The following is a 26,817-nucleotide window of genomic DNA, read 5'->3' on the forward strand; positions in this document are numbered from 1 at the left end:
ATCTGTTTTTCTCTATCAAACAGCTTAGCCATATCAGATGTGTGGTGTCTCTGACTTGATCGGGTTCATTAGAGCCAAAGTTGCAGGCTTTTATTCTTCGACTTAAAGCCAGCGCCCATAACGATCAGGACACAGACTTAGATCGTAATAAAACTCTTATTTAACACGATTTAAAAATGCTTATACTCTAGGCAAGAATAGAATTAGGACAATTTCATGAAAAAGTTACTTGGCGTTATCTTGAGTGCCTCTGTATTGACTTTAACTGGGTGTGGCAAACAGGAAGCGCCTGCCAACGATGCAGCGCAAGCTAAAGATGCCAATGGTCTACAGACTGTGACAATGGCATCGACTGGCTCAGATGCAGATGTATGGCGTTATATCGCGACACTACCTGAAACCAAAGCAGCCGGCATCAAACTTGATGTCAAAAATTTTACTGACTATGTGTCAATGAACACTGCTGTGGCCAATAAAGAAATTGATGTAAATGCATTCCAGTCATATGCCTATATGGTTGCCTATAACGATGCCAACACAGCAAAAATTGCACCGTTATCTACCACTTATTTAGAGCCAATGGGGATTTACTCAAGCAAAGTAAAATCTCTGGACGAGTTTAAAACAGGTGCAACGATTGCCATTCCAAATGATGGTGCCAACGAATCACGTGCATTACTGCTTTTACAATCAGCAGGTCTGGTTAAATTAAAAGCGGGTTTCGACAATGTTAAAGGCACAACTTCGGATGTGACTGAAAATGCCAAACAGATCGTGATCAAGCCGATTCAGATGGCGACTGCGGTACGTGTAAAAGACGAAGTGGATGCAATTGTATTGGGTAATACCCTGGCAATGGAAGGCGGTTTAAACGTTCTTAAAGATGCAATTTTCTATGAGCCAGTCGATCAAAGCACTAAAATGAATGTCAACGTTTTAGCAGTTGCAGCAGATCGTCAAAATGATCCTGTGCTGCAAAAAGTCGGCGCTTTATATCATACGCCAGCAGTTCAAACCTATGTAGATGAGAACTTTGGTGGAACTAAAGTTGCAGTAAACAAGCCGGTGACGTATTTAACTGAAACAAAATAGTACTATAATAGACTTTTAGAACAGGCAAGGACGATTTCTTGCCTGTTTTTTTATCCGTGATGCAGTTTTTGACACTATGATTGAATTTAAAGATATTTCAAAACAGTATGAGCTTAAGGGTCAAACCTTGCATGCCTTGAATCAGATTAATCTTCAGATTCCAACTGGCAGTATTTTTGGCATCATCGGTTATAGTGGTGCCGGTAAAAGTACCCTCATCCGTCTGATCAACTTACTTGAGCGTCCAAGCTCAGGTCAGATCATCATTAACGGAACAGATTTTACTGCACTCAATGCCAAAACCTTGCGTCAGGAACGTGCCAGCATCGGCATGATTTTTCAGCATTTCAATTTGATGCAAACCAAAACCGTGGCGGCCAATATCGAAATGCCAATGAAGCTTCTGGGCTGGAGCAAAGCAGAACGGGAAAAACGCCTCGAAGAATTATTAGACTTTATTGACCTGAAACATAAACGGCATGCTTTTCCTGATGAATTGTCTGGTGGTCAAAAGCAACGTGTGGGGATTGCCCGCGCCCTTGCCAATCATCCCAAGATTTTACTCTGTGATGAGGCAACTTCTGCACTCGATCCGCAAACGACTAAATCAGTTCTGCAATTACTAAAAAAAATCAATAAAGAGCAAGGTATTACCATTGTCATGGTTACCCATGAAATGGATGTCATCGAGACCGTTTGTGATTATGTTGCGGTGATGGAAAAAGGTGATGTCATTGAAACCGGCAGCACCCTACAGATTTTTAGTCAGCCACAACACCCGACCACCAAGAATTTTATCCAGACCGTGCTTCAGCAACATTTACCGGTCAATATCCTGAATAATCTGGAGAACCGGAATCATCACAGTATTTATTGCCTGAAATTCCTCGGCAGCTCGGCTCAGGAAACCGTAATTCAGGCTGTTATTAAACAGTTTGATATCAGTTTAAATATTCTGTTTGCCAATATGACCGAGATTAATGGTGCAGTGATTGGCCAGATGTTTATTCAGCTCCTGGGCGACTCCAAAGAGATTAGCGCTGCAGTGCAATATCTGAAAGACCATGGCGTACAGGTTGATCAAGCAGGAGTACAGGCATGAGAGATTTAATTGTACAGTGGCTGACAACATTGACTGCGCCGTTCTGGAAAAGCTCGCTGTCGATGGACCAGTTCGTGACAGCGCTGCAAGAAACCTTTCATATGGTGTTTTTCGCCATGCTGTTTGGCTGTATTTGGGGCTTTATCCAGGCAATTACTTTGGTACTAACGCGTCCTAACGGTATCTTGCAGAATCGCGTGATTTATCACGGTCTCAATCCGATTGTGAATGCGCTGCGCTCGCTGCCGTTCATCATTCTGTTGATTGCAGTAATTCCATTGACCAAGTTTCTGGTCGGTACTTCAATTGGTACCTGGGCTGCAATTGTGCCACTGACCATTTATGTTGGTCCTTATATCGGGCGTTTAGTTGAAACCTCGCTACTTGAAGTAAATGAAGGCATTATTGAATCTGCACAAGCCATGGGTGCAACCCCGATGCAGATTATCTTCAAGTTTGTCTTACCTGAAGCGCGTAGCTCACTTATTTTAAACTTGACCACTGCAACCATCAGCTTGATTGGAGCAACGGCAATGGCCGGTGCAGTCGGTGCCGGTGGTATTGGTGACTTGGCGATTTCCTATGGTTATCAGCGTTTTGATAGCTCTGTCGTCATCATGACGGTGATTGTATTGCTGATTCTGGTGCAGATTGTACAAAGCCTCGGTGACTGGTTATCCCGACTTCGTTAAGCTAGTTTTTATATATGAATAAAGCCCTCTTTTTGAGGGTTTTATTTTTTCATATAAACTCCATGAATATAGTAACTTGTGTGAGAAGTTACTTTTCAAATATCTAACACTTTATTAGCTATCGGGATAGGGTGACATGGATGTCGCCTGTTAGCTTGTGATATATGGACATATCATCAAGCCAACAAAAGATTTTTTGTTACCTTGCGCAGCAGTGCTGCTCATCTTTCAAAAGTAAAAATACTAAATTTTAATTATTAACTTTTATCAGCTCTAAATCGTTTACTTTCTAAAACTTTAACTTTTCTAATCAAGTTATTTATTCTAACCCTCATTAAAGCTTTTTGTTTAAATATTAGAAAGAGCAAACTTCGACTATTTATAGTTTTCTCTTACTTTTGACTGGGCAAAAGTAACAAAACCCCTTTGTTGATCTGATGGCACTTCCTTGTGCCACAGATCAACTGGCGACATCCATGTCGCTAGTCAGAAATTCAATTTCGGTTAACAATCCCATCTCGATATACATATGAACAAAGTCCCAAATCAACATTTAATTAAAATCTAAAAGTTCAGCATTTCCCCGCATTTTCAAACTGCAACAATAAATCCCATGTTAAACTATTCAATGGTTTTAGCAGGGACTCATCTATGCACTTTGTTCATCTTGGTATTCATACAGAATTTTCGATTACTGAATCCATCGTACGGATACCAGACCTGGTCAAAGCTGCCGAAAAAGAACAGATGCCTGCCCTTGCGCTAACGGATCTTTCTAACCTGCATGCTGCAGTCAAATTCTATGGCAAATGCTTAGGTAAAGGCATAAAGCCAATTCTGGGTTCTGAAATTCGCCTGAATGATGCCGAACATCGCATGACCCTATTGGCCATGTCCAATACTGGCTGGCGCAACCTGACCGAACTGGTGTCTGAAGGCTTTATCAGTGGTCAGCAACTGGATATTCCCTGTGTACAGAAACAATGGATTCTGAATCAGTCTGAGGACATGATTGCCCTGCTCGGCATGCACTCCGATGTCGGCAAGATGCTGATGAGTTCCAACCCGCAAAAAGCCGAACCGCTGCTGGAAGAATGGGTGGAAAAATTTGGCAATCGGGTTTATATCGCACTGACCCGTACCAATCGTCCAGATGAAGACGATTTCATTCTGGAAGCGGTCAAGCTGGCAAAAAAATATAATATCGGTGTGGTCGCACATAATGATGTGCACTTCATGAACCGTGAAGATTATGAGGCGCATGAAGCCCGGGTCTGCATTGCCGATGGTTATGTGCTTGGTGATAATCGCCGTCCTAAAACTTATTCACCTGAACAGTATTTTAAATCTGCAGAAGAAATGACGGCGCTGTTCTCGGATATTCCATCTGCGATTGAGAACACCTATCACATTGCCAAGCGTTGTAATGTAACCCTGCAACTGGGCAAATACTTCCTGCCAGATTATCCAATCCCTGAAGGTCATACCATTGATACCTTCTTTGCGCATTTGTCCAAACAGGGTCTGGAAGAACGCCTGAATTTCCTGTATCCACCTGAACAGCGTGACGAAGACTGGCCAGAGATTCGCAAGCCTTATGATGAGCGAATTGAATACGAGATTAATATCATTAACTCGATGGGATTTCCGGGCTACTTCCTGATCGTGATGGACTTCATTCAGTGGTCGAAAAGTAACGGCGTCCCTGTAGGCCCAGGTCGTGGTTCGGGTGCAGGCTCGCTGGTGGCTTATAGCTTAAAAATTACCGACCTTGATCCGCTGCGTTATGAACTGCTGTTTGAACGTTTCTTGAACCCGGAACGTGTCTCGATGCCCGACTTCGATGTCGATTTCTGTATTGCCGGTCGTGACCGGGTGATTGACTATGTTGCACGTACTTATGGCCGTGATGCAGTTTCGCAGATTGCAACCTTCGGTACCATGGCGGCCAAAGGGGCGATTCGTGATGTGGCGCGGGTTCTAGGGAAATCCTATGGCCTGGCAGACCGGATCTCGAAAATGATTCCGACCAAGCCTTTGGGTTTGAGCCTGCTGGAATCTTTAGAAGCTGAACCACAGCTGAAAGATATTGTAACCAACCCTTCCAATCCAGATAACGACGATGCAGCCGAAATCTGGGAAATGGCACTCAAACTGGAAGGCATTACCCGAAATACCGGTAAACATGCGGGTGGTGTGGTGATCTCGCCGACCAAAATTACCGATTTCTCTGCGGTCATGTGTGATGCGGATGGCGGCTCACGTGTGGCACAGTTCGATAAAGACGATGTCGAATCTGCCGGACTGGTGAAATTTGACTTCTTGGGTTTACGTAACCTGACCGTGATTGAAGATGCGGTTAAAAATATCAATAAACGCATCAAATCTGACAAGCCTCTAGATATTGCCTATATTCCACTGGAAGATAAAGACGCGTATCTGGTCTTTGCCAATGCCAATACCACTGCGGTATTCCAGTTTGAATCCGTGGGCATGAAGAAGATGCTGAAAGAGGCACGCCCGAGCAAATTCGAAGAAATTATTGCCTTCGTGTCGCTATACCGTCCAGGCCCGATGGATCTGATTCCTGACTTTATTCACCGGATGCATGGCGGTGATTTTGAATATCTGCACCCCTTGCTTGAAGGCGTACTAGAACCGACCTACGGGATTATGGTCTATCAGGAACAGGTGATGCAGGCTGCACAGTACTGTGCCGGCTATACTCTTGGTGGTGCGGACCTGCTACGCCGTGCCATGGGTAAAAAGAAACCGGAAGAAATGGTCAAACAGCGCCAGATCTTTATTGAAGGTGCTGCGAAAAAAGACATTGATGAAGCGACTGCCAACCATATCTTCGACTATATGGAAAAATTCGCCGGTTATGGTTTTAACAAATCGCATGCGGCCGCCTATGCTCTGGTTGCCTATCAGACCGCATGGCTGAAAGCGCATTATCCGGCTGAGTTCCTGTCAGCAGTATTGACTTCGGAGATGCAGAATACCGACAACGTGGTATTCCTGATTGATGATTGCCGCAAGAATAATCTGGAAGTTTTACCACCCTCAGTGAATATGTCACTGTACCAGTTCCATGCCACTGATGAGCAAACCATTGTCTATGGTCTGGGCGCGATCAAAGGTGTCGGTGAAGCTGCGATGCAGTCCGTGATTGACTCTCGTATGCAGCAAGGCCCTTTCCGTGACTTATTCGACTTCTGTCACCGGATTGACCTGAAAAAAATCAACAAGCGTACCCTGGAAGCACTGATTCGTTCAGGTGCTTTAGATTGCCTGGGTATTGATCGTGCTGACCTGATGGCACAATTACCGGAAGCGGTGCAAGCTGCAGAACAGGCGCGTTCAAATCGTGAAACCGGGATCATGGACCTGTTTGGTGAAGTTGAAGAAGTTCAGCGCAAGCCGTCCAAACCAGTCAAGCCGTGGGCAGATGAAGTTCGCCTGAAAGGTGAAAAAGATACCCTTGGCCTGTACCTGACCGGGCACCCGATTGATGTCTATCGCAATGAACTGAAATCCTTTGTGCCATGCCAGATCAATGAACTGACACCGACCCGTCGTGGCGTGACGACAGTATTTGCCGGACTGGTGGTGGATATTGCCAACTTCCCGAACCGGATGATGATGACCCTGGATGATGGCACGGCACGGATTGAAATTTCGGCTAATCACGAACGCTTTAACCGCTTTAAAGAAATTATCCAGCTGGATAAAGTGGTGGTGATCGAAGGTGAAATCTATGAACGTGAAGGCTTTGACCGCCCGATGGGCCGTCTGACTAAAGCCTTTAGCCTGAATGAGATTCGCCAGAAACGTGCCAATAGCATCAAGATTAGCTTAAGCGCTGAACATTTCAGCAAGAGTTTAAGCCGCGACTTGCAACAGATTTTGACGCCATATACCAATATCGACATGTCCGCACACATTCCGGTGATTCTGTATCTGGATTATCCTTATGCCATGACTGAACTGCATCTGGGTCTCAACTGGAAAGTTGCGCCACTGGATGAACTGCTGGCCAAATTACGTGATTATTTTGGCAAAGAAGCCTTGCATATCGAATATCAGGTCAAGTCCAAGGCCGCCAAAGCCGTGTCCTATGAACAGGCCAGACCGATTGATGTTCCCCCGCCGCCTGCCGATATGAGCATGGATGATGCGCTGGAACTGTATCAGGCTGAATCCCAGCCACAATATTCATAAATCCTGATTTTTAAAAACGTTTGAATTGGAATCCTCATGAGTCAAATTGACAATGCTGCTGTTTCAGCACATCTCTCCCATGTGCGTATTGTCATGGTCAATACCACTTTACCTGCCAACATCGGCAGTGCCTTACGTGCCATGAAAACCATGGGGCTGTCTAAGCTGGTTCTGGTGGCACCAAAAACCTATCCGCATCCGGATATTGATGCACTGGCTGCAGGTGCAACCGACCTGATCGAACAGATCGAGATTGTTGAAACGCTTGAAGATGCCATTCAAGATTGCCAGATTGTCTTTGGCACTAGCGCGCGCAGCCGTACCATTCCCTGGCCACTTCTAGATGTACGCCCTGCTGCGACCAAAGCCATGACTGCTGTGGTGCAAGAGCAGCAAGAAGTCGCGATTCTGTTTGGCCGTGAAGACCGCGGTCTGACCAATGAAGAACTGGCAATGGCCAACTATCACTTAACCATTCCAGTAAATACCGACTACGGCGTACTCAATGTGGCACAGGCGATTCAGGTAATTTGTTATGAAATGCGCATGGCAACGATGAGTCAAATTGAACAGCCACAAGACCCTAAAGCGACCATGCAAGTCATTGATGGCATTGAAATGGAATGGGATGAACCTTTGGTCAATCATGCCCAGATGGAACAGTTCTATCCGCATTTGGAAAAAATGCTGGCCGAAATTGAATTTATGGATCCAAAAAATCCAAGATTATTGCCTTTACGCTTGCGTCGTCTCTTTGGACGTATACAATTAGATCGTATGGAATATCATTTACTTCGTGGTATTTTCAGCCGTGTTCAGGCATTGAATAACGGTACCTGGAAAAAATCTTCACACACATCATCAAAGGACGAGGATCAAATCTAATGCTAAAACAGCTCAAAGAAGATATTCAAGCTGTCTTTGCGCGCGATCCTGCAGCACGCAATACCTTAGAAGTCTTAACCACTTATCCTGGCATCCATGCGCTCATCATGCATCGTATGGCACATGAGCTATGGAATAAAGACTGTAAAGGAACTGCACGTGCATTGTCTTCGTTTAGCCGTTTTGCCACAGGCATTGAAATTCATCCGGGCGCCAAGATCGGCCGCCGCTTCTTTATCGACCACGGCATGGGTGTGGTTATTGGCGAAACTGCCGAAATTGGCGATGACGTGACGCTCTATCATGGTGTAACTCTGGGCGGAACGACCTGGAATAAAGGCAAACGTCATCCGACCTTAGAAGATGGTGTGGTCGTCGGCGCCGGTGCCAAGATTCTCGGGCCATTTACCGTGGGTAAAAATGCCAAGGTTGGTTCGAATGCAGTCGTCACCAAGGCAGTTCCTGAGAACGCAACCGCTGTCGGCAACCCGGCACGCTTTATCACCAAAGACAAACCTAAAGATGAGGCAGAAACCCGTCGTCGTGATTATGCAGAAAGTATCGGCTTCCAGCCCTATGCTGCAACCGAAGATCAGTCTGACCCGATTCTCGAAGGCATGCGCATTCTATTAGACCGTATTCAGCAAAATGAAAAACGCATGAATAACTTGTGCAACCGTCTTTCCTTGCTCGATCCAACTTTTAATAAACAGCAACAAGATGGCCAGCCTTTAAGCAAAAAAGAATTACAGATTCTGGAAGAAGCGCGTCGTGAATGTGAAGCGCAAACCAGTCAATCTAAAGCCTGAATATAGCGCTTAATTTTGTAACACGCATTTACTTGCATGATCGTTAGAGTTTTCATAGACTGACGGTCATGTGATTTTTGTACTAGCTGTTTTAAAAAATAACACGAATGGATGAACATTATGACCTTTAAGCCCTTGGCGCTTGCTTGCTTAGCATTCTCAATTACAGCATGTTCGACCATCTCTCAGAAACCTGCAGAGAAACCTGTGGATCAAGTGGTTTTTGTAGAGCCTGAACTGAGCCCGCCATTTTATGCATTAAATCCATTCAATTATAATGAACCACCACCGTTTGAAGTGCATTTGCAAAAAGCGGCAGCTCAGCCGGTGACCAAAATGGTTGTCACTGATCCGAATGATCCATCGAAAAAATTAAGCCTGGACGTGAATAAGCTGATTATTCCTGTGGTGGATAGCAATACACGAACCATGCGTTATGCGGCTCTGGCAAATGCAAATGAAATCGACATTACTGAGATTGATGATTTCCTGCAAATGGTCGAAGGTAAAGCACGTCATTATCCACCACGTTTTAGTGATCGTCAGGAACGTCGTGGCTTTGAAGCTAAACTGCGTGAAGTTACACAGCAGCTCGACACTTTAGCTGCACGTGAAAATGCATCTTTCGATGTTTTGATTCGTGCCTTTAAAGCTAGTGTGATGGCACGTAACCTGGACTTGGGTTCAGTCTATACCACCAAGTCGCTCACCTATGCGCAGCGTATTCTCAAAATTAACCAGGATGATCCTGAAGTCAACTTCTGGTTTGGTTTTGGCCTGTCTGAAGGTGGTGGTCAACGTGAAGCCATTCCTTATCTGGACAAAGCCATGAAAGCTGGCGTTCAGGAAGCCTATCTGGCTGCAGCCAATAATTATATTGCGCTGGAACAGAAGAAAAATGCCATTCAAACCTTGGCAAACTATAAAATCAAATATCCGCAAGAAGCTGAAGTGGCAGACCGTCTGATTCAGGAAATTGAGAAACAAGGCCGCTGGAATGTCTGGCAAATTCTGCAGACAGCAACACCGGCTCCCGCTTCATCAGCACAATAAACAGATTTTTTAAATTCATCTGATTACAAATAGACTGCTACGGCGGTCTATTTTTATGAGAAAAAATTAGTAAAATACAACCTATTATCCAAATTTGTAACTTGAATCCAGTGAAAAGTTTTATGCACGAAAAAATAAATAAAAGACGAATGCTGTGCACTTTACTCATCACCAGTGTATTGAGCGGCTGTCAGGTGGTCAGTGTTAAGGAACAGGCGATTAATGTCACGCTGAGCAATGAGCGTGACAGTATATTGACACGCGACAAGCTCAGCGAAGCCAGTTTAAATGTCTTGTCCATGACGGGTCGCGAAGCCCAGGTCTGTATTGATCAACCAAAAGAATGTGTCAAGGATCTTAAAAATATTCCCCAGATTTTAGATGAACAATTACTTTCTACCGCAAGTGAATTATATCTGGCCAATTCTTTACAGAGTGCCAAGTCCGCTGCATGCAATACCAGTGTTCTGACGAAGACCCAGTCACAGGAAAAGCAACAGCTGCAAAAACAGAATATCCAGAAATGTCTGGATCAGCAACTCAGCATGCTGGATCAAAGCATTCGTTATAGCTATGCCTATCTGTTTAAAACCGAGCGTGCCCCGCAAGACCGTATTTTTGATAACCGTCAGGTTCAGATCCGTGATTTTTACAACCTGGCGATTGCCCATCTGATTCAACGCTATGCTGAACGTCATGAAAGCAAACAGTCCGGTCAAAAAATTCAGGTTGGTGACAGCGTATATAGCCTAGATCTGGAAAATTTTCCACAACTGAAAAACCAGCCGATTGAACAGTTGCTATCCACCTATAACATGAACTTCTCCGGCCTGCGTTCGATTACCCGCCGCGATGGTTTCGGTTCAGAATTTGTAGTGGTACTGCCAGAAAAAAAACTTGCCGAGCAGGATAAAAAATATATTACAGACCCGCTTAGGCATAAATATCCAAATGGCATCAACCCCAATATTCATTCCGCCCGCTATCTAGCCACCACGATCACGGCGGTTCCCAAAGCCGCAAACAGTACTGAACAGATTTTATCTGCATCTGAGTTTCATCTGAAACTGTATGATCCGTATAAATATGAAAAAATTAAGATCGCGTCTAAGGAATATGCACTGGCAGCCAATTTTTCTGCACCATATGGCTTATGGCTGGCCGAAAACAATCTGGGACGACTGGCCTACCTGACCCTGATTAATCGTGACGATAGTCTGAGCATGCCACATCTGTATATGCTGGAACCTTATAATCCCAACAAAAAGGTACTGGTCTTGGTTCATGGGCTGGCCAGCAGTCCCGAAGCCTGGATTCGTCTGACCAATGATATTATGGGCGATCCGGTGTTAAGAGAAAATTTTCAGGTCTGGCAAGTGTTCTATTCAACCAACATGCCGATACTGGAGAGCCGTTTCCAGATTAATGCCCTGGTTCAGCAAGGTTTTGCCCGGGTTGCGAACAATGCGGCGGCCAAAAAAGATGCTGTACTGGTCGGACACAGTATGGGTGGCGTGATTGCACGCTTGATGGTCAGTCAGGCTGATATTACTCAAGATGCCTTTAAACTGGTAAAAAATAGCCGCATTGAACAATTTAAAGATAATCCGCTGTTTCAGGCACGCCTGCAAATGCAGCCCATTCCGAATTTTAGCCGGGCCATTTTCCTGGCAACACCACATCGCGGAACAGAGTATGCCGATCGCTGGCATACTAAACTGGCCCGTAAAGTTATCCGCATACCCGGTGCATTTTTAGGAGCTTTTGCTGATACCTTACAAGGCGAAATCGGGTTAAAAGACTTTGTCAAAGAACTGGGACATGACCTGATTCAGAATGGCCCAAGTGACTTGAGTGAAAATTCGAAATTTAATGCCCTGACTGAGAATATACAGCCTGCGAAAGGGATTAAATTTCATTCTATTATCGGGAATAACGTAGATACTCAAGATCCCAAGCTCATGAGTGATGGTATCGTTTCATACGAAAGTGCTTATCTGGCAGGCGCGGTATCCAGTAAAGTCATCAAGGGTGGGCACTCGATTCAGGAAACCCCGGAAGCGGTACTGGAATTACGCCGCATTCTCAGATTACATCTGTCTGAGCTTGGTCTTTATGATCCAAAATAAAGAATCAATTTAATTTAGATCAACCACCGCATGTTGCATGCGGTGGTTTTTTATTGGAAATCAGTCTGATCGACATATGCTTTAAATTATCAAATATCGTCTACTTATAAGTATTTGTATCTATCTCTTATGGACAGGATTTATTTTTAATAACCAGTTCAGAAATTATGGTTGATCTTTCTACTACAACACAGCGGGTACACCAGATTAAGCACAGCTACACTGTGATCCAAGACTTTTCGCGTTCATGAGCCACTGTATCGGGTTAATAGCATAATATTCGCTCATCTCTATCAAATCACAGTAAATCTTACGCTCACTATAAATTGCATCAGATTCCAGCCAGAATTTTTTAATCAGTGCTGAAAGCTGTTCGCTTTTTCTCACCGCTTTATTCCTAAGTTGCTTAACCATGTCTAATAGCCACTATGCTAAACCTCTAACTTTGAGTGTAAACAAGAGACTGAGTTGCGAAGTAAAGAAAAGGTATTTACAAAATCGCTGGCGATCCAATACTTTCAACCACTGAAATAAAGAATGATACATACCTCGAAAAAATAGACAGCCCATATCTTTATGGGCTGTCTAAGCTCTTAAATCTGTATTTAGTTAAAACTTCACAGGCTTCATTTCTATAGACTCTTCATGACTCTTTTTCAGATGTTTAATCATATATAGAGCACACGCCGCTAATAATGCTGGAATTGCTAAAATGGACATGATTTCAAAACTGGAAAGTTGCAATGACATTAACCATCCTCCAATGACCGAGCCAATGACGGAACCGGAACGTCCTACTGCATTTGCCCAGCTTACACCTGTTGCACGACAATGCGTTGGATAGAAACCTGAAGTAAAGGCATTGACACCGACTTGTGAACCACTAATCCCCACCCCAACACCAAACATAGCCAGCATGAGCACCAGTAGATTGCCCTGTTCAATACCTAGACCTAAGCAGACTAAAAATGCTGCACCTAATATATAAACAAAACTCAATACTTTGGCAGGCTCCACTTTATCCATACACATACCAATTGCAATCGCTCCAACTGTTCCCCCAATCTGGAAAATTGAGGTTAACCATGAAGCATTTACCAGATTAAAACCTTCATTCGTCAGTAAAGTCGGCATCCAGCTTGAAATCATATAGATGATCAATAAGCTCATGAAAAAGGTACACCAAATCAGAAAAGTGCCTAAAGCATATTGACGACTAAAAAGCTCTTTGATTCCTGCATTTTTGGTTTCATTACTGACAGGTAATAAGCGCGGCAGTGTAGCCAAATGTGGGGCTATACGTTGCATCACGCGATTGATCTTTATTTGCGCATGGTTCTTGAGCACCATAAAACGTAATGACTCGGGCAATAACCAGATCAGCAGTGGCACCATAAGTAGAGGTAAAATGCCGCCAATCATTAAAATACCATGCCAGCCAATATGTGGTAATAATTGCGCAGATGCTATTCCTCCTAGTGCAGAACCAATAGTAAATCCACAAAACATTAAAGTAACCAGACTAGATCGACGCTTACTTGGGCTATATTCAGAAGTTAAGGTAATGGCATTCGGCATTGCACCACCAAGGCCTAAACCGGTGATAAATCGCCAAATAATTAAGCTCTGCAAGTCTGGACTGAAAGCGCTGACGAGACTTGCAAGACCAAATAATATAACGGAACCGATTAAAATCGGTTTGCGGCCAAACTTATCAGCAAGCGGGCCAAAGATTAAAGCACCTGCCATGAGACCAAATAGGCCTGCACCAAACAATGGTGCTAAATCTGCAGCTTGTAATGCCCACTCAACTTTTAAGGCTGGCGCAATAAAGCCGACTGCCGCTGTATCGAAACCGTCAATCGCGACAATAATAAAACACAGCCACATAATGAGTTTTTGTGAGCGTGAAAGAGGATTTTGATCAATAAAACTTTGTACATCAATCTTTTGATTTTCTGACATGACACATATCCTTGTGGTTCTAGGGCGACTTTATGCATTCCTTGCAAAAAATGCCGCTCAAGTCAGACTTGAGGGCATATCAATTGAAATGCTTTAGACAACATTGACTGTAATACCTGTGAGGCCTGCAATCTCTGCCCGCATGACATCGCCTCGTACCACGGCACCAACGCCTTCCGGTGTCCCTGTAAAAATCAGATCACCCTGTTTGAGCTCAAACAAAGTTGACAGGTTGGCAATGGTTTCGGCAATATTCCAGATCAAATGGCTAACATCACTACGTTGTTCTGTTTTTCCATTCACAGTAAGATGTATATCTGCATTGGTGATTTCGCCAGTGCTTTTGATCGGATGAATCATCCCTACAGGTGCCGAAAAGTCAAAAGCTTTACCGACTTCCCAAGGACGACCTTTTTCACGCATTGCCATTTGCAAATCACGACGCGTCATGTCTAAACCTACGGCATAGCCATAGATATAATCTGCTGCATCTTCTACAGCGATATCCTTTCCATCTTTACCAATCGCGACCACCAGTTCAATTTCATAGTGATAATTGTTTGTTAATGCTGGATAAGGAATATCAACCGCTTTGTCTGCGGGAACCGAAACAATCGATTGCGCATCATTCGGCTTACAAAAGAAGAATGGCGGTTCACGATCTGGATCAAAGCCCATTTCACGTGCATGTGCAGCATAGTTACGTCCCACACAGTAAACACGGCGTACCGGAAATAAATCTTCAGAATCCTGGATAGCTAAGCCTACAACTGACATTGGATTAAATACAAAACTCATATGTCTTTCCTTGTTCATAAGTGAATTTGCTGTCTTAAGCAGCATCAGGTTGATTCATCGGTGCTGCAGCTTGAAATGCTGGCAAACTCATACATTCATCGTAAATTTTTTGAATATTGGGATATTTACGCATATCCACCTGAAAGCGTTTCGCGGAGTCTACTTGGGGAATTAAATAGGCATCTGCCAGTGTAGGCGACTCACCATAACAAAAATTACCCCGAGTCATGTCTGCAGCCAGCAATTGCTCAAGTGCCCCAAATCCTTCCTCAATCCAGTGCTGGCACCAGCTTTGGATCTGGGCATCATCCAGCCTTAGTGTGTTACTCAGATATTCCAAAATACGCTTGTTATTAATCGGATGAATATCACAACCAATAAGTGCAGCTAATGCCCGTACTCGTGCACGTGCTATCGAGCTCTCTGGTAATAATCTATATTCGGGATAAGTTTCTTCCAGCCACTCGAGAATTGCTGGACTCTGAATCAATTGCTGATCATTAATCGAAAGTACAGGTACAAAGCCTTGAGGATTAATCACTCTGAACTCAGCTTTCTTATGCTCATTGTTTCTTAAAGATATAGGCAATAGCTCATATTCGATTTTCTTTAAGTTCAAGACGATACGGGTACGATGTGAGGAGCCGCTGCGAAAAAATCCATATAATTTCATGCTGCACCTATATAGTGATCTGCCGCATCAAGGCAATTCTCAACGTTCCAGTTATATAACCAGGCCATCGCATCATAGAAGTCTTCACTTGAACGACCACGCCAAAGATCATTGCGCACCATACGCTGAACACCTTTGGCATGATACAACTTGCCCATCTCACGGGATGACAAGACAATTCGTGCCGTACGTGCTACCCGTGCACGTTGATATATCTCAAAGGCTGCATCAATATTGTTGTTGGTTACACGCAGTGCTTCACCTAAAGTGACAGCATCTTCCATCGCCATGCAGGCACCCTGTGCCATATATTGCGTCGTGGGATGTGCAGCATCACCGAGTAAGGTAATACGGCCATAGGTCCACTGGTCGATTGGATCACGGTCTGCGGTTGCCCAACGGCGCCATGATTTGGGTAGCTCAATGAGCTGACGTGCTTTAGGACAAATTTCCTGGAAGTAAGACAATACTTCTTCTTTGGAACCATCCTTGACTCCCCACTCCTCTTGCTCACGGCTATGGAAAGTGACCACAACGTTATATTCTTCACCGCCACGCAACGGGTAATGGACTAAATGACAGTTTGGACCCACCCAAATACTGGCGGCATTCCACTGTAAATCTTCCGGAAACTCTGCCTTTGGCACCACTGCGCGATAGACCACATGACCAGTTACCAGGGCCGGATCGCCCACATATTTTTCACGTACTATCGACTTCACACCATCTGCGCCAATCAAGGCTTGACCGGTATAATGCTTACCCTTGTGATCTGTCACGGTAACGCTATTTTCATCTTGATCAACACTGACGATACAACAATCCGTGATGATTTCGATCTCACCATGTTCTTGTGCGCCTTCGACCAGTGAAGCATGAATATCGGCACGATGGATCACTGCATAAGGATTACCGAAGCGCTGGATAAATTTTTCATCAGTCTCAATTCGGCCCACTTGATATTCATTCAAGCCATCATGCATGACCATATAATCAGTATAGACCGCCCGTGCCCGTGCACGATCACCAATCCCCAGGGCATCAAAAGCGTTGAATGCATTAGGCCCCAACTGGATACCTGCTCCAATTTCACCAATGTGCGGTGCTTGCTCTAAAACCTGAATTTTAAAACCGCGTTTGGACAGGGCAAGTGCTGCTGCAAAACCGCCAATACCGCCACCTGCAATTAAAATAGGCATATTTTGATTTGACATGTTTTTCATCCTTTAAAAACTATTCACCACGTGGTCGAGTTGAGTACAGGCCAAGTTTCTTCTGAATTGGCGCTTCATCGGCAATAAATAAGAAACAGGCATTATTCGAGTTATTGATTAGATCAATATGAGCAAAACATGGGGCACATGCCGTATCGGCTGGGCCTAAATGTGATGCCTTGCCATCAATGGTGATTGTGGTTTCACCTTCGATCACGTGAAATACCATGGCAGCAGAGCGTGGTTGCAATTCAACTTTCTCGCCAGGACGTACCATTAATGCCGAGTAACCAATGATTTTTTGACAATCATCTCCAGTTTCAGGGTTTATATATGCCACCTGAACAGGTGTATCACCTTGTTCAGCTGCTAAATCTAGCAGTAATTGTTTGGCGTCTTGCCATGGGTATCGCAACATTGGATAGCTTTGTTCGCCACGAATATGATGTGAAGTGGGTACCAGACCAGCGGCATAACGAGATTTACTTTCCACTCGTTGTACAGGTTGGCAATCACCACCTTCTACAAAAGAAGCTTCCATGTAATACACCAGAGGTAAATCCAGTACATCTAACCAGATCACCGGTTCATCTCCATCATGCCCATGTTCATGCCATAACCCTGAAGGCGTTAAAATCAGATCGCCAGGTTGCATAGGACACTTCTTGCCTTCAACCGTGGTATAGGCTTTTTCACCTTCCACAATCAAACGTACTGCATTGGGTGTATGACGATGTGCCGGAGCCCATTCATCCGGTAAAAGTAATTGCATCCCTAAATAAATGACTGAAGTCGCTCGCATGTTTTCCAGGCCATGACCAGGATTAGCCAACACCAGTACACGACGCTCGGCTTTCTCGATCGGGGTTAACTCACCTGCTTCAATCAATAACGGTTTTATATCCTGGTATTTCCATACAATACTTTGGGTACGCGGTATAGGTTTCAGAGGAGGTAGAACATTACGTAAACTTGGCCATAATGGCACCAGATTGCTTCGCTCTAGATCGGTTAAATACTTTTTTGGCAAGTCGGCTAATGTGGCGAGCTGTTCCATTGCATATCTCCTATATCGTTATGACCAATACTGTCCAGCATTGTTTTTTATATCCTGGATGCAATCTAGCAACCCAATCGGGTTGAATCTATGAGCAAAACTCAATACGCTGTATTGATTAAATCAATACAGGGGCTTGAGAAGAGATATGGATATCGATACACGTTTATTAATTATTTTTAGCGCCATTTATAAACATCAAAGTGTTTCGAAAGCCTCTTTAGAGCTTGGAATCGGGCAGCCTACAGTGAGTATCGGATTGAATAAATTACGTGAACACTTTAAAGACAGTCTCTTCGTTCGTATCGGTAATAATATGCAGCCTACTGATTTGTCTAACAATATATATCCACATGTACAAGAGGTACTTCACCGGCTGCAAAGCATTAATGACTTTAATCTAGAGTTTGATCCGAAGATTTCTCACCATCAATTTAATATTAGTATGACGGATATTAGTCATTTGGTTTTATTGCCGAAACTAATAAACTATTTACGTGAAAATGCCCCTTACATTCGGCTCAATATCATTCCTATTGATACAGATACACAACATTTGATGGCTGCTGGAGAAGTTGATTTAGCGATCGGTTTTATTCCTCAATTAGAGGCAGGCTTTTATCAACAAACGCTTTTCAAGCAGCATTATGTAGTAATTGCCAATCACGACCATCCGCGTTTAACCCATGACAAAATTAGCTCGCAACAATATGCTGAGGAGCTGCATATTGATATCCTCGCCACAGGAGGACACTATGTGGTAGAACATGAATTACAAAAATTAGGTGTCCATCGAAATATTCTGGCCAAATTACCCAGCTATTTGGGAGTAGGCTTGGTGGTTCAAGAAACCGATGCAATTGCTACTATTCCTAACTATCTAAGTCGCCTGCTTTTAGCACGTGGACAACTTAAAATTTTAGACCTGCCTTATAAATTCCCGGAATACAGTGTGAAACAACATTGGCATGCACGCTTTCATACCAGCCCCAGTAATCAATGGTTACGTCGACTATGTTTTGAATTATTTTCTGAAAACTAAAACTTGTCTCTCAGGATCGGGATAAAAATATTCTCATCCTGTTTTTTTTAAGCATGATCAAACTTCAATTTCCTGGAATTAAATTACTGATGTGGGTTTTCATTTGGCTTTACATCAAATAAACGACCAGTCGAAATTTGACTGTAGTGCAACTTGACTGTCTTGGACTTCACTCCAGTGATTTCAAAATCAGGCAGATATGCATTCGCATCGGTGGCCAAATGGGTTTTCGTGGTACTTCGCTTCTTGAGCTTTCAATTGCCCTATCATCACCCTGCCTCGCTTCATTTGCATGCTGATGAGCACAAATGTAGCTTCAGCAATAAATACTTATTTTGTATCCAATGTGCCTGCTCAGCCAAAAAAAATTTATTCCCTACACCAGTTTTATCCTTATCTAGCTTCAAGTCTTCATTCTCATCAATATCATTGTGCATTTTTTCTATCGCACGAGAACACAGAGCGCATTTTTTTCATGGTTTCAGTGTCTTTTTTGCTCAGCTAAAAATCCTCTTAAAAACCTCAGCACAGTTTTTGTTAGAATCTCGACTAGAAATCCAAAATCGATACATTTTATTCTTCGTATTTAAAGCTCATACCAAAAAAAAGATACACTAAGAGGCCTAACAGAGTCTCTGGGTTATTCGGGTTTGAGTAAGATTCAACAGGATGCGTCAGGAATTTTTTATATGCAAATTATTGTAAATATTATTAATTTTAAAGGTTTTAAGTGATATGAATACAGCAAATATAGGACCTGACCTATCCACACTTACCCCTATGATGCAGCAATACATGTCGGTGAAAATGCAGCATCCGCATTCATTGATGTTTTATCGCATGGGTGATTTTTATGAACTGTTCTTTGAAGATGCCCATAAAGCCGCCAAAATTTTAGGTATTACCCTGACTCACCGTGGCAAGGCCAATGGTCAGCCGATTCCTATGGCAGGTGTACCGTACCATGCAGCTGAAGGCTATCTGGCACGTCTGGTGAAAAAAGGCGAAACGGTAGTGATCTGCGAGCAGATCGGCGAAGTCACAGGTAAAGGTCCGGTTGAACGTGGTGTGGTTCGGATTATTACCCCAGGTACCTTGACCGATGATGCCATGCTCGGTGCACATCAAAGCTCCAATCTGGTGGCTTTATGCATTCAGCAGAATCAGATCGGGATTGCGCTGCTAGATCTGAGTGCCGGCTTATTTAAAGTGCAGCAGCAGGATTATGATCTGAACCAGCTCATGATTGAGTTGGCGCGTTTGATGCCAAGCGAAATTTTGCTAGATGAAAATACGGCTGATCCAGCGCTGATCGAGCAACTGAAGCAACAGCTTGATATCTCTGTGACAAAGCGTCCCAATGTTGACTTTAACCTGAACAATGCACAAAAAACCTTATGCGACCAGTTTGCAGTAAGTACGCTTTCCGGTTTCGGGATTGATCATTTGCCATTGGCCAAAGCGGCAGCAGCGGCACTGATTCACTATGCCAAGGAAACCCAGAAAACCGCTTTACCGCATATTCGCTCAATTCAGCTAGAACAGAGTTCAGATTTTATTGCGCTAGACCCGGTGACACGCCGTAACCTGGAACTGATTGAGCCTTTGTTTGAACATGGCACGTCACTCTTCCAGTTAATCAATGACTGCCAGACTGCCATGGGTGGCCGTTTGCTCAGTCGTACCCTGATGCAACCTTTGCGTGATACTGCCCTGCTGGATGAACGTCTGGATGCCATTCAGGCACTGCTACAAGGTTTCCATGAAGCGCCTGTTCGTCTGGTGCTGAAAGAGATTAGCGATATTGAACGTGTACTGAGCCGTATTGCACTTGGCAGTGCCCGTCCGCGTGATCTGGTGCAACTGCGTCAAGCCTGTGCACAAATTCCATTTTTACGCCACGCCCTGCAACCGATTGTAAGCCAGCAACAGTCGGAGCGCTTAGTCCAGCTCAATGCAGAACTCGGCGATTTTCATGGTCTGCATCAACGCCTGATTTCGGCCATTGTGGAAAATCCACCTGTGCTCTTACGCGATGGCAATGTGATTGCTGAAGGTTTTGATACTGAACTGGATGAATTACGTCAGATTCGTGATCATGCCAGCCAGTTCCTGATCGATCTGGAAATTAAAGAGCGTGAGGCCAGCGGCATTGCCGGACTGAAAATCGGCTATAACCGTGTCAGTGGTTATTATATTGAACTGACCCGAGCACAGGCCGAACAGGCACCTGAGCACTATATCCGCCGGCAAACCCTGAAAAATGCCGAACGTTACATCACACCTGAACTAAAAGCTTTTGAAGATAAGGTTTTATCGAGTGAATCCCGTGCCTTGGCGCGTGAAAAAATGCTGTTTGAAATGCTGCTGGATGAGCTGCGTCAGGATATCGGCAATTTACAGATGATGAGCAGTGCCATTGCCCAGATTGATCTGATTGCCAATTTTGCGCATCAGGCACGTTTACGTAACTGGTCGCGTCCTAAATTCAGCCCTGAAGTCGGCGTGAGCATCACTGCCGGTCGTCATCCGGTCGTCGAGGCTTTAAGCAAAACCGCTTTTACGCCGAATGATACCCGACTGGATTATTCCCATCGCATGGCGATTATTACCGGCCCGAATATGGGCGGTAAATCGACCTTCATGCGCCAGACTGCATTGATTGTCTTGCTGGCGTATTGCGGTGCCTATGTTCCTGCACAAGCGGCCACCTTGGGGCCTATCGACCGGGTCTTTACCCGTATTGGTTCTGCCGATGATTTATCCACTGGCAAATCGACCTTTATGGTGGAAATGACCGAGACTTCGCAAATTCTGCATCATGCCACCAGTCAGTCTTTGGTTCTGATGGATGAAGTCGGTCGTGGCACCAGTACCTATGATGGCCTGTCGCTGGCCTGGGCCTGTGTGCTGGATCTGACGAAACGTATTCAATGTTTGTGTCTGTTTGCGACCCATTATTTCGAGCTGACCGAACTGGATAAGGAAAGCGGCATTGATAATTATCATGTGACAGCCAAAGAGCTGAATGGCAACCTGATTTTGCTGCATAAAGTGCAACATGGTCCAGCCAGCCAGAGTCATGGCTTGCAGGTGGCCAAACTGGCCGGCATTCCGGCGCCAGTCATTAAAGAAGCGCAAAACCGCTTGAAGATTCTGGAAAAGCAGCACCTGGCCAAACCACTGAGTCCGCAGCATGATCTGTTTGCAATGCCTGAAATTATGGAGCCGGTAGAGCGTATTATCGAAATTGAGAAAGAATCCCCAGCCTTAGACTTGCTCGAAGACATCGATGTAGACAACCTGAGTCCACGCGAAGCCTTGGCACAATTATATGCATTAAAGGATTTACTCAAACAGCCAAGTTAATTCCATGAACGATAGACCTCATCCCATATGGGGTCTATCGGCCGATTTATACTTGAATTTTGCCCTATTCCGGCTTTTTTCAAATTTAACAGCCCTATATATAACAAATATCAATAAAAGGAATTGTTAGTTCCCCCTGTTTTTGCCTAAAATACAGTATTCGTAAATAGAACCATATTTTTTAGGTAGCTGTCGCCATGACCTTCGTTGTCACTGAAAATTGTATTAAATGTAAATATCAAGACTGTGTTGAAGTTTGCCCTGTAGACTGTTTCTATGAAGGTCCTAACTTTCTGGTAATTAACCCGGACGAATGTATCGACTGTGCGTTATGCGAACCTGAATGTCCGGCGAATGCAATTTTCTCTGAAGATGAATTACCAGAAGGTCAAGAAGTGTTTATTGAATTAAATGCTGACCTGTCGCAAAAATGGCCGAATATCACGCAAATCGGTGATCAGCCTGCAGATCGTGAAGAATGGAACGGCAAAGCTGATAAATTACAATATCTTGAAAAGTAATTAGTTTTAGCTCTAAAAGATCAGCAAATGCTGATCTTTTTTATACTCAATTCACACATTTTATTGCAATATTCTCCAAATTTCTCCGTATATTTAGTCTAAAATGGCGCTATTTATAAATATCTGATTTCTATAAATGAAGAATTTTTCAAAGGGATTATTGAGTCTCTGTATAATCCCTCTCGTTTTTGTGGGCTGTACCACTACCACAAAACCACCGGGACAGACCCTACCCGATGGAAAACGGATTTATATTCCACAAGAACGTGTTCAATACGACCGTAAAGCCCAGCCAAAAACTGTTCCTTATGTATATACCCACTGGGTATCTGCACTGGATAACCTGTCACGTGTGCGTGAATATGAAGTATTTCTGGAACGCAATGGCGTAGGCAATATTATCCCCAGTTTTGAATTGATGCGTACGGCGCGAGATTGGGCCAAGTGTGGACGTTCACAATACATGATTCCAAGCCGTGAATTATGGGCCAACCAGGTTCCGACCCTGCGCGTCTTTAAATATCTGGTTGCCGCCAATGTACTGACAGATTTTGAAGTTACTTCTGTTTATCGTGACCTGCCTTTAAACCAATGTGCCGGTGGCGCCAATTCTTCACGTCACCTGTATAATTCTGCCATCGATTTTCGTATTGGCCCGGAATATCCGCAAGCACAAGATTACAGCTATATTGAAAATACCAAGTTCAAATTATGTCAGTTCTGGATCCAGCATGGTCAAAGCCTGAATATGGGACTTGGCATGTATGCTTCTGGACAGATCCATATCGATACTCAAGGTTACCGCACCTGGGGGCCAAGTTTAGGACGTAATTCTTCAATGTGTAATTACTAAGTCATGACATCATCTATACAAAGTCCGTTGTGGGCTTTGTATCGCCTAAAAAAGCAGCACCTATAGAACAATAAATTGCGCTATGCCGCGAAAAGTTTAAAATGCAGGCATCGTAATCGAGGTGCTAAGACTATGCAACAAATGTGGACAGACATTGACAGCTACATTGATTCACATTTAATTCCTGAAGATCCTATTCTGAATCAGACGCTGGAAAATACTGCTGCGCACGGTTTTCCGGATCATCTGGCTGTGGCACCCAATCAAGGCATGTTGTTACAGATGTTGATCCAGATGAACCAATGTAAACGGGTACTGGAACTCGGAACATTTGCAGCATATAGCACCATGTGGTTGGCACGCGCCTTGCCCGATGATGGGTATATTCTGACCATTGAAGGACGTGATACGCATGCGGCCATGGGTCAGGAAAATATTGATCGTGCCCAGCTCAAGCAAACTGTTGAACTGAAATGTGGCCGGGCAGCAGATGTTTTAAAAGCCCTGCCTGAACATACTGAAGCCTTTGATTTTATCTTTATTGATGCAGACAAACAGAGCTATCCGGAATATCTGGAACTCAGCTTAAAGCTATCGCACTCAGGTACGCTTATTTTTCTGGACAATGTGATTCGTGCTGGTGAAATTATTAATCCGGACAATAACAAGCCAAGTATTGAAGGTATTCGCGATATGTTTAAAGCGCTGCAAAATCATCCACGTATCTTGTCTTGTACCGCCTTACAGACGGTAGGCAGCAAAGGACATGATGGTTTTGCGCTCGCGATTGTCAAATAAATCCAGAAGAACAAAAATCACCCAACAGCATATTTAATATAAATAACATATACTTATAAATATTAACCACAGAGTTATCCACAATATATGAGGATAACTCTGGTTATTTTTACAGCAAGCTGTAACAATTTAAGTTGCAATTTTCAAATTGTTTGCTTTTTATGCAGCTCTCACTTTGCGACCAGTAAAGGCACCTTGGAATTACGGAAAATCGTGGTGGCAATACTGCCCAGAAAGAACTGATGGATTTTACTGTGACTAAACGCACCTAGAACAATCAGCTGGATGCCCATTTCCTGCTGATAAGTCAGAATATTCTCGGCAACATCACCATAACGATATTGCGGCACCACATCTAAGCCTGCTTGAGTCAGATATTGCAGTGGTTCAGTTAAAATCTCGGCATGATCGCCCACATATAACAGATGACATTGTAATAAACGCAGCAAATCACTTTCCGCAATCCGTCTCATCATCTTGATACAGGTCGGGGAATATTCGTAGGCAAAAATAAATCGTGTTGGTGGTTTAAACTGTTCTCCGACAGTCATGACGGTACAATTGGCACCACGAATAAAGTTCTCGACATTGGTGCCGATCGGCTTATTCTTTTCAGCTGAGCGCTCACCGAGCAATCCAATTAATGCGATATCATCCGGATTGAGAATCTGGAAACTTTGCTCCAGAAAATCGCCCTTTTCCTGAATATGTGTGGTTTGAATACCGTGTTCTGATAAAATTCGCTCGGAAATGTGTTGCAGCAGGTTATTGCTATAATCCAGGGCTATTTCACTTTGTTTTTGTTCAAGTTCAGCCAGTTCCTTGAGTAACATGGCATTGCTTTCGAAGCCGATGACCCCACTGATTTCCCCCAGATGATAACTGGCCGGATAATAATCCAGAACCTGTAACAGGACCAGTTCACGTCCGGTCTGCTTGGCAATCCATGCAGCCGCGTCTGCCAGCGCGTTTATACAAGGTGATGAGTCGATGCAGGCGATGACACGTTTCATGTTTAGCCTCTCTATTTATGATAAAAATTTCTTAGTTATTTTTAACTTAGCATAAGCTTTCTAAAATGTGCAGCAAAATCTGTAAGCCTTGCATTGAAATATGTTAACTTTTATGTGATAGACCGACGATTAGAAGAATAATTCAGCAATCAGATGAAATACTTAAATCCAGACCATTACAGGGCTTTAAAAATCATTTTCTAATCAATACGAACAAAATCCGATCTTCTTATGAATGCTGAGCAGCGCTATGGCACAAGGAAGAACTGATTATAAAATTTCCTTTATCTCCTTGCCAGGCAAGGTTTTATTCGCGGTAACGGATAAACCTTGCCGGATTACCTGCCACGATGGCGCGGGCTTCCACGTCCTTGGTCACCATACTATCCATCCCGACGATGGCCTGATCTGCGATTTTAACGCCGTCTTTAATACCCACATGTGCACCGAGCCAGACATCCCGGCCAATTTCGATTCCTTGCGAACGTACCGCCTGCTGGTAAACTGGCTGCTCCAGCTGCATACCATGATCAAAGGCATACAGATGACAATAGGCTGCAATACGCACCTGATCATGCAGCTTGATCCCCACCCGGCCGCCATCCAGAATACAGTGATGATTGATCGCCACTTCATTCCCAATCTCTAATGGGCCATGCAAAGTGCAATCTGCGGCAATAAAGCTATTATCACCAATACTGATTTTACGTCCCGGTTCTGCAAAAATATGTGCCAGTGGGGAAATAAAACAGTTTTCACCAATCTCGACGGTTTCCATCTGCATCAGATAAGCCTGATATTCCTGTTGCCATGCCTCTGCCCAGCCACGATTTTTAGGCTTTAAGGACCAGTACAGCCAAGGCATATAATTCAGGCGATGTTTATGCTGCTCGCGATATTTCAGTAATGGATCTGCTTCAGTCATCTGTCGCTTCTTCTATGATTTTGAGCTGTTCCCGGCCGCGGGTCACATCCTGAATTTTTAAGGCAAAAGGCTGAATCTGATGCTTCTGGAACTGCGCCTGAACCTGAACGCCTTCGGCCGTATACTCTTCATGATAATCAATCTGCTGCTGATTCAGCTCATATTGAAAAATGGCCCATTCATTAAACTGACAGAAAAATTGCACCTTTTTCTTTTCAATCAGTTCAATTTTTTCTGCCAGCAGCAAGCATTGACCGGCGCAGCCGCCATAGGCACGAACCAATCCTCCAGTACCGAGCTTGATCCCGCCATACCAGCGATTGACCAGTACCAGTACATTGCTCAGCTCATTGCCTTCAATGGTGGCCAGAATCGGGCGTCCCGCGGTACCTGAAGGCTCACCATCATCATTAAAACGTACCTGATGGCCAATCTTCCAGGCCCAGCATTGATGCGTGGTAGTTGGATCGTGATAAGCCGCCAGAAAATCCTTAACCTCCTGCTCATTTTCTACAGGTGTGGCAAATGCCTGAAAGCGGCTTTTTTTGATGTCTTCCTCAAAACTGACCAGGCTGGCAAGAGTAAATGGCATAACTTCAGGCT

General features: G+C 44.1%; 21 protein-coding genes. 13 read left to right on the forward strand and 8 right to left on the reverse strand.

Going from position 1 to position 26,817, the window contains the following annotated elements; genetic code table 11:
• Positions 1-216 precede the first annotated feature (216 nt).
• The 8 genes from AC3IT7_RS08205 (at position 217) to AC3IT7_RS08240 (ending at position 11,986) form a co-directional block, all read left to right on the forward strand.
• Positions 217-1,092 (forward strand): MetQ/NlpA family ABC transporter substrate-binding protein, encoded by an 876-nt coding sequence (locus AC3IT7_RS08205; RefSeq protein ID WP_475654773.1) that lies wholly within the window; start codon positions 217-219, stop codon positions 1,090-1,092.
• Between the two features lie 76 nt (positions 1,093-1,168).
• Positions 1,169-2,194 (forward strand): methionine ABC transporter ATP-binding protein, encoded by a 1,026-nt coding sequence (locus tag AC3IT7_RS08210; RefSeq protein WP_489248104.1) that lies wholly within the window; start codon positions 1,169-1,171, stop codon positions 2,192-2,194.
• Complete coding sequence (locus tag AC3IT7_RS08215) at positions 2,191-2,886, forward strand: methionine ABC transporter permease (RefSeq protein WP_489248105.1); 696 nt, start codon at positions 2,191-2,193, stop codon at positions 2,884-2,886. Before AC3IT7_RS08210 ends, AC3IT7_RS08215 begins: the two co-directional genes overlap by 4 nt.
• A gap of 651 nt (positions 2,887-3,537) precedes the next feature.
• Positions 3,538-7,110: a DNA polymerase III subunit alpha gene (gene dnaE / locus AC3IT7_RS08220; protein ID WP_489248106.1), complete on the forward strand. Its 3,573-nt coding sequence runs from the start codon at positions 3,538-3,540 to the stop codon at positions 7,108-7,110.
• Positions 7,111-7,146: 36 nt separating this feature from the next.
• The gene (locus AC3IT7_RS08225; protein WP_489248107.1) at positions 7,147-7,995 is read left to right on the forward strand and encodes an RNA methyltransferase; all 849 of its coding nucleotides are present in this window, start codon (positions 7,147-7,149) and stop codon (positions 7,993-7,995) included.
• Positions 7,995-8,804, forward strand: a complete 810-nt coding sequence (gene cysE / locus AC3IT7_RS08230; RefSeq protein WP_475653336.1) for a serine O-acetyltransferase — start codon at positions 7,995-7,997, stop codon at positions 8,802-8,804. Before AC3IT7_RS08225 ends, cysE begins: the two co-directional genes overlap by 1 nt.
• Positions 8,805-8,924: 120 nt before the next feature.
• On the forward strand, positions 8,925-9,857 hold the full coding sequence (locus AC3IT7_RS08235; protein WP_489248108.1) for an ABUW_2363 family tetratricopeptide repeat lipoprotein: 933 nt from the start codon (positions 8,925-8,927) through the stop codon (positions 9,855-9,857).
• 122 nt (positions 9,858-9,979) lie between these two features.
• Positions 9,980-11,986, forward strand: coding sequence for an esterase/lipase family protein (locus tag AC3IT7_RS08240; protein ID WP_489248109.1), 2,007 nt, complete (start codon positions 9,980-9,982; stop codon positions 11,984-11,986).
• 609 nt (positions 11,987-12,595) lie between these two features.
• Here AC3IT7_RS08240 and AC3IT7_RS08245 read toward each other — a convergent pair.
• From AC3IT7_RS08245 to AC3IT7_RS08265, 5 genes are all read right to left on the reverse strand, one after another.
• Positions 12,596-13,951, reverse strand: a complete 1,356-nt coding sequence (locus tag AC3IT7_RS08245; RefSeq protein WP_489248110.1) for an MFS transporter — start codon at positions 13,949-13,951, stop codon at positions 12,596-12,598.
• Positions 13,952-14,044: 93 nt separating this feature from the next.
• A complete protein-coding gene (locus AC3IT7_RS08250; RefSeq protein WP_489248111.1) occupies positions 14,045-14,749 on the reverse strand; it encodes a fumarylacetoacetate hydrolase family protein in 705 nt (234 codons plus the stop codon).
• Positions 14,750-14,783: 34 nt separating this feature from the next.
• A complete protein-coding gene (maiA, locus tag AC3IT7_RS08255) occupies positions 14,784-15,422 on the reverse strand; it encodes a maleylacetoacetate isomerase (RefSeq protein ID WP_475653341.1) in 639 nt (212 codons plus the stop codon).
• The gene (locus AC3IT7_RS08260) at positions 15,419-16,636 is read right to left on the reverse strand and encodes a 3-hydroxybenzoate 6-monooxygenase (RefSeq protein ID WP_489248112.1); all 1,218 of its coding nucleotides are present in this window, start codon (positions 16,634-16,636) and stop codon (positions 15,419-15,421) included. The genes maiA and AC3IT7_RS08260 overlap by 4 nt, the downstream gene beginning before the upstream one ends.
• Before the next feature lie 19 nt (positions 16,637-16,655).
• Positions 16,656-17,693, reverse strand: a complete 1,038-nt coding sequence (locus AC3IT7_RS08265; RefSeq protein WP_489248113.1) for a cupin domain-containing protein — start codon at positions 17,691-17,693, stop codon at positions 16,656-16,658.
• Positions 17,694-17,841: 148 nt separating this feature from the next.
• On the opposite strand from AC3IT7_RS08265, the gene AC3IT7_RS08270 reads away from it, so the two are divergent.
• The 5 genes from AC3IT7_RS08270 to AC3IT7_RS08290 all read left to right on the forward strand — a co-directional run bounded on the left by AC3IT7_RS08270 (position 17,842) and on the right by AC3IT7_RS08290 (position 24,276).
• Positions 17,842-18,735, forward strand: a complete 894-nt coding sequence (locus tag AC3IT7_RS08270) for a LysR family transcriptional regulator (RefSeq protein ID WP_489248114.1) — start codon at positions 17,842-17,844, stop codon at positions 18,733-18,735.
• Between the two features lie 735 nt (positions 18,736-19,470).
• Positions 19,471-22,104 carry a DNA mismatch repair protein MutS gene (gene mutS / locus AC3IT7_RS08275; RefSeq protein ID WP_489248115.1) on the forward strand — a complete coding sequence of 878 codons (2,634 nt, stop codon included), beginning with the start codon at positions 19,471-19,473 and terminating at the stop codon, positions 22,102-22,104.
• Between the two features lie 197 nt (positions 22,105-22,301).
• On the forward strand, positions 22,302-22,625 hold the full coding sequence (gene fdxA, locus AC3IT7_RS08280; RefSeq protein WP_004279936.1) for a ferredoxin FdxA: 324 nt from the start codon (positions 22,302-22,304) through the stop codon (positions 22,623-22,625).
• 136 nt (positions 22,626-22,761) lie between these two features.
• On the forward strand, positions 22,762-23,478 hold the full coding sequence (locus AC3IT7_RS08285) for a D-Ala-D-Ala carboxypeptidase family metallohydrolase (protein ID WP_475653346.1): 717 nt from the start codon (positions 22,762-22,764) through the stop codon (positions 23,476-23,478).
• 132 nt (positions 23,479-23,610) lie between these two features.
• Positions 23,611-24,276, forward strand: coding sequence for an O-methyltransferase (locus AC3IT7_RS08290; protein WP_489248116.1), 666 nt, complete (start codon positions 23,611-23,613; stop codon positions 24,274-24,276).
• Positions 24,277-24,446: 170 nt separating this feature from the next.
• Here AC3IT7_RS08290 and AC3IT7_RS08295 read toward each other — a convergent pair whose 3' ends face one another.
• From AC3IT7_RS08295 to AC3IT7_RS08305, 3 genes are all read right to left on the reverse strand, one after another.
• The gene (locus AC3IT7_RS08295; protein WP_489248117.1) at positions 24,447-25,289 is read right to left on the reverse strand and encodes a universal stress protein; all 843 of its coding nucleotides are present in this window, start codon (positions 25,287-25,289) and stop codon (positions 24,447-24,449) included.
• 307 nt (positions 25,290-25,596) lie between these two features.
• Entirely contained in the window at positions 25,597-26,214 is a 618-nt protein-coding gene (locus tag AC3IT7_RS08300; protein WP_489248118.1) for an acyltransferase, read from the reverse strand.
• The gene (locus AC3IT7_RS08305) at positions 26,207-26,806 is read right to left on the reverse strand and encodes an IMPACT family protein (protein WP_489248119.1); all 600 of its coding nucleotides are present in this window, start codon (positions 26,804-26,806) and stop codon (positions 26,207-26,209) included. Before AC3IT7_RS08305 ends, AC3IT7_RS08300 begins: the two co-directional genes overlap by 8 nt.
• Between the last annotated feature and the right edge of the window lie 11 nt (positions 26,807-26,817).

This window comes from Acinetobacter sp. KH_038, from assembly GCF_057839405.1.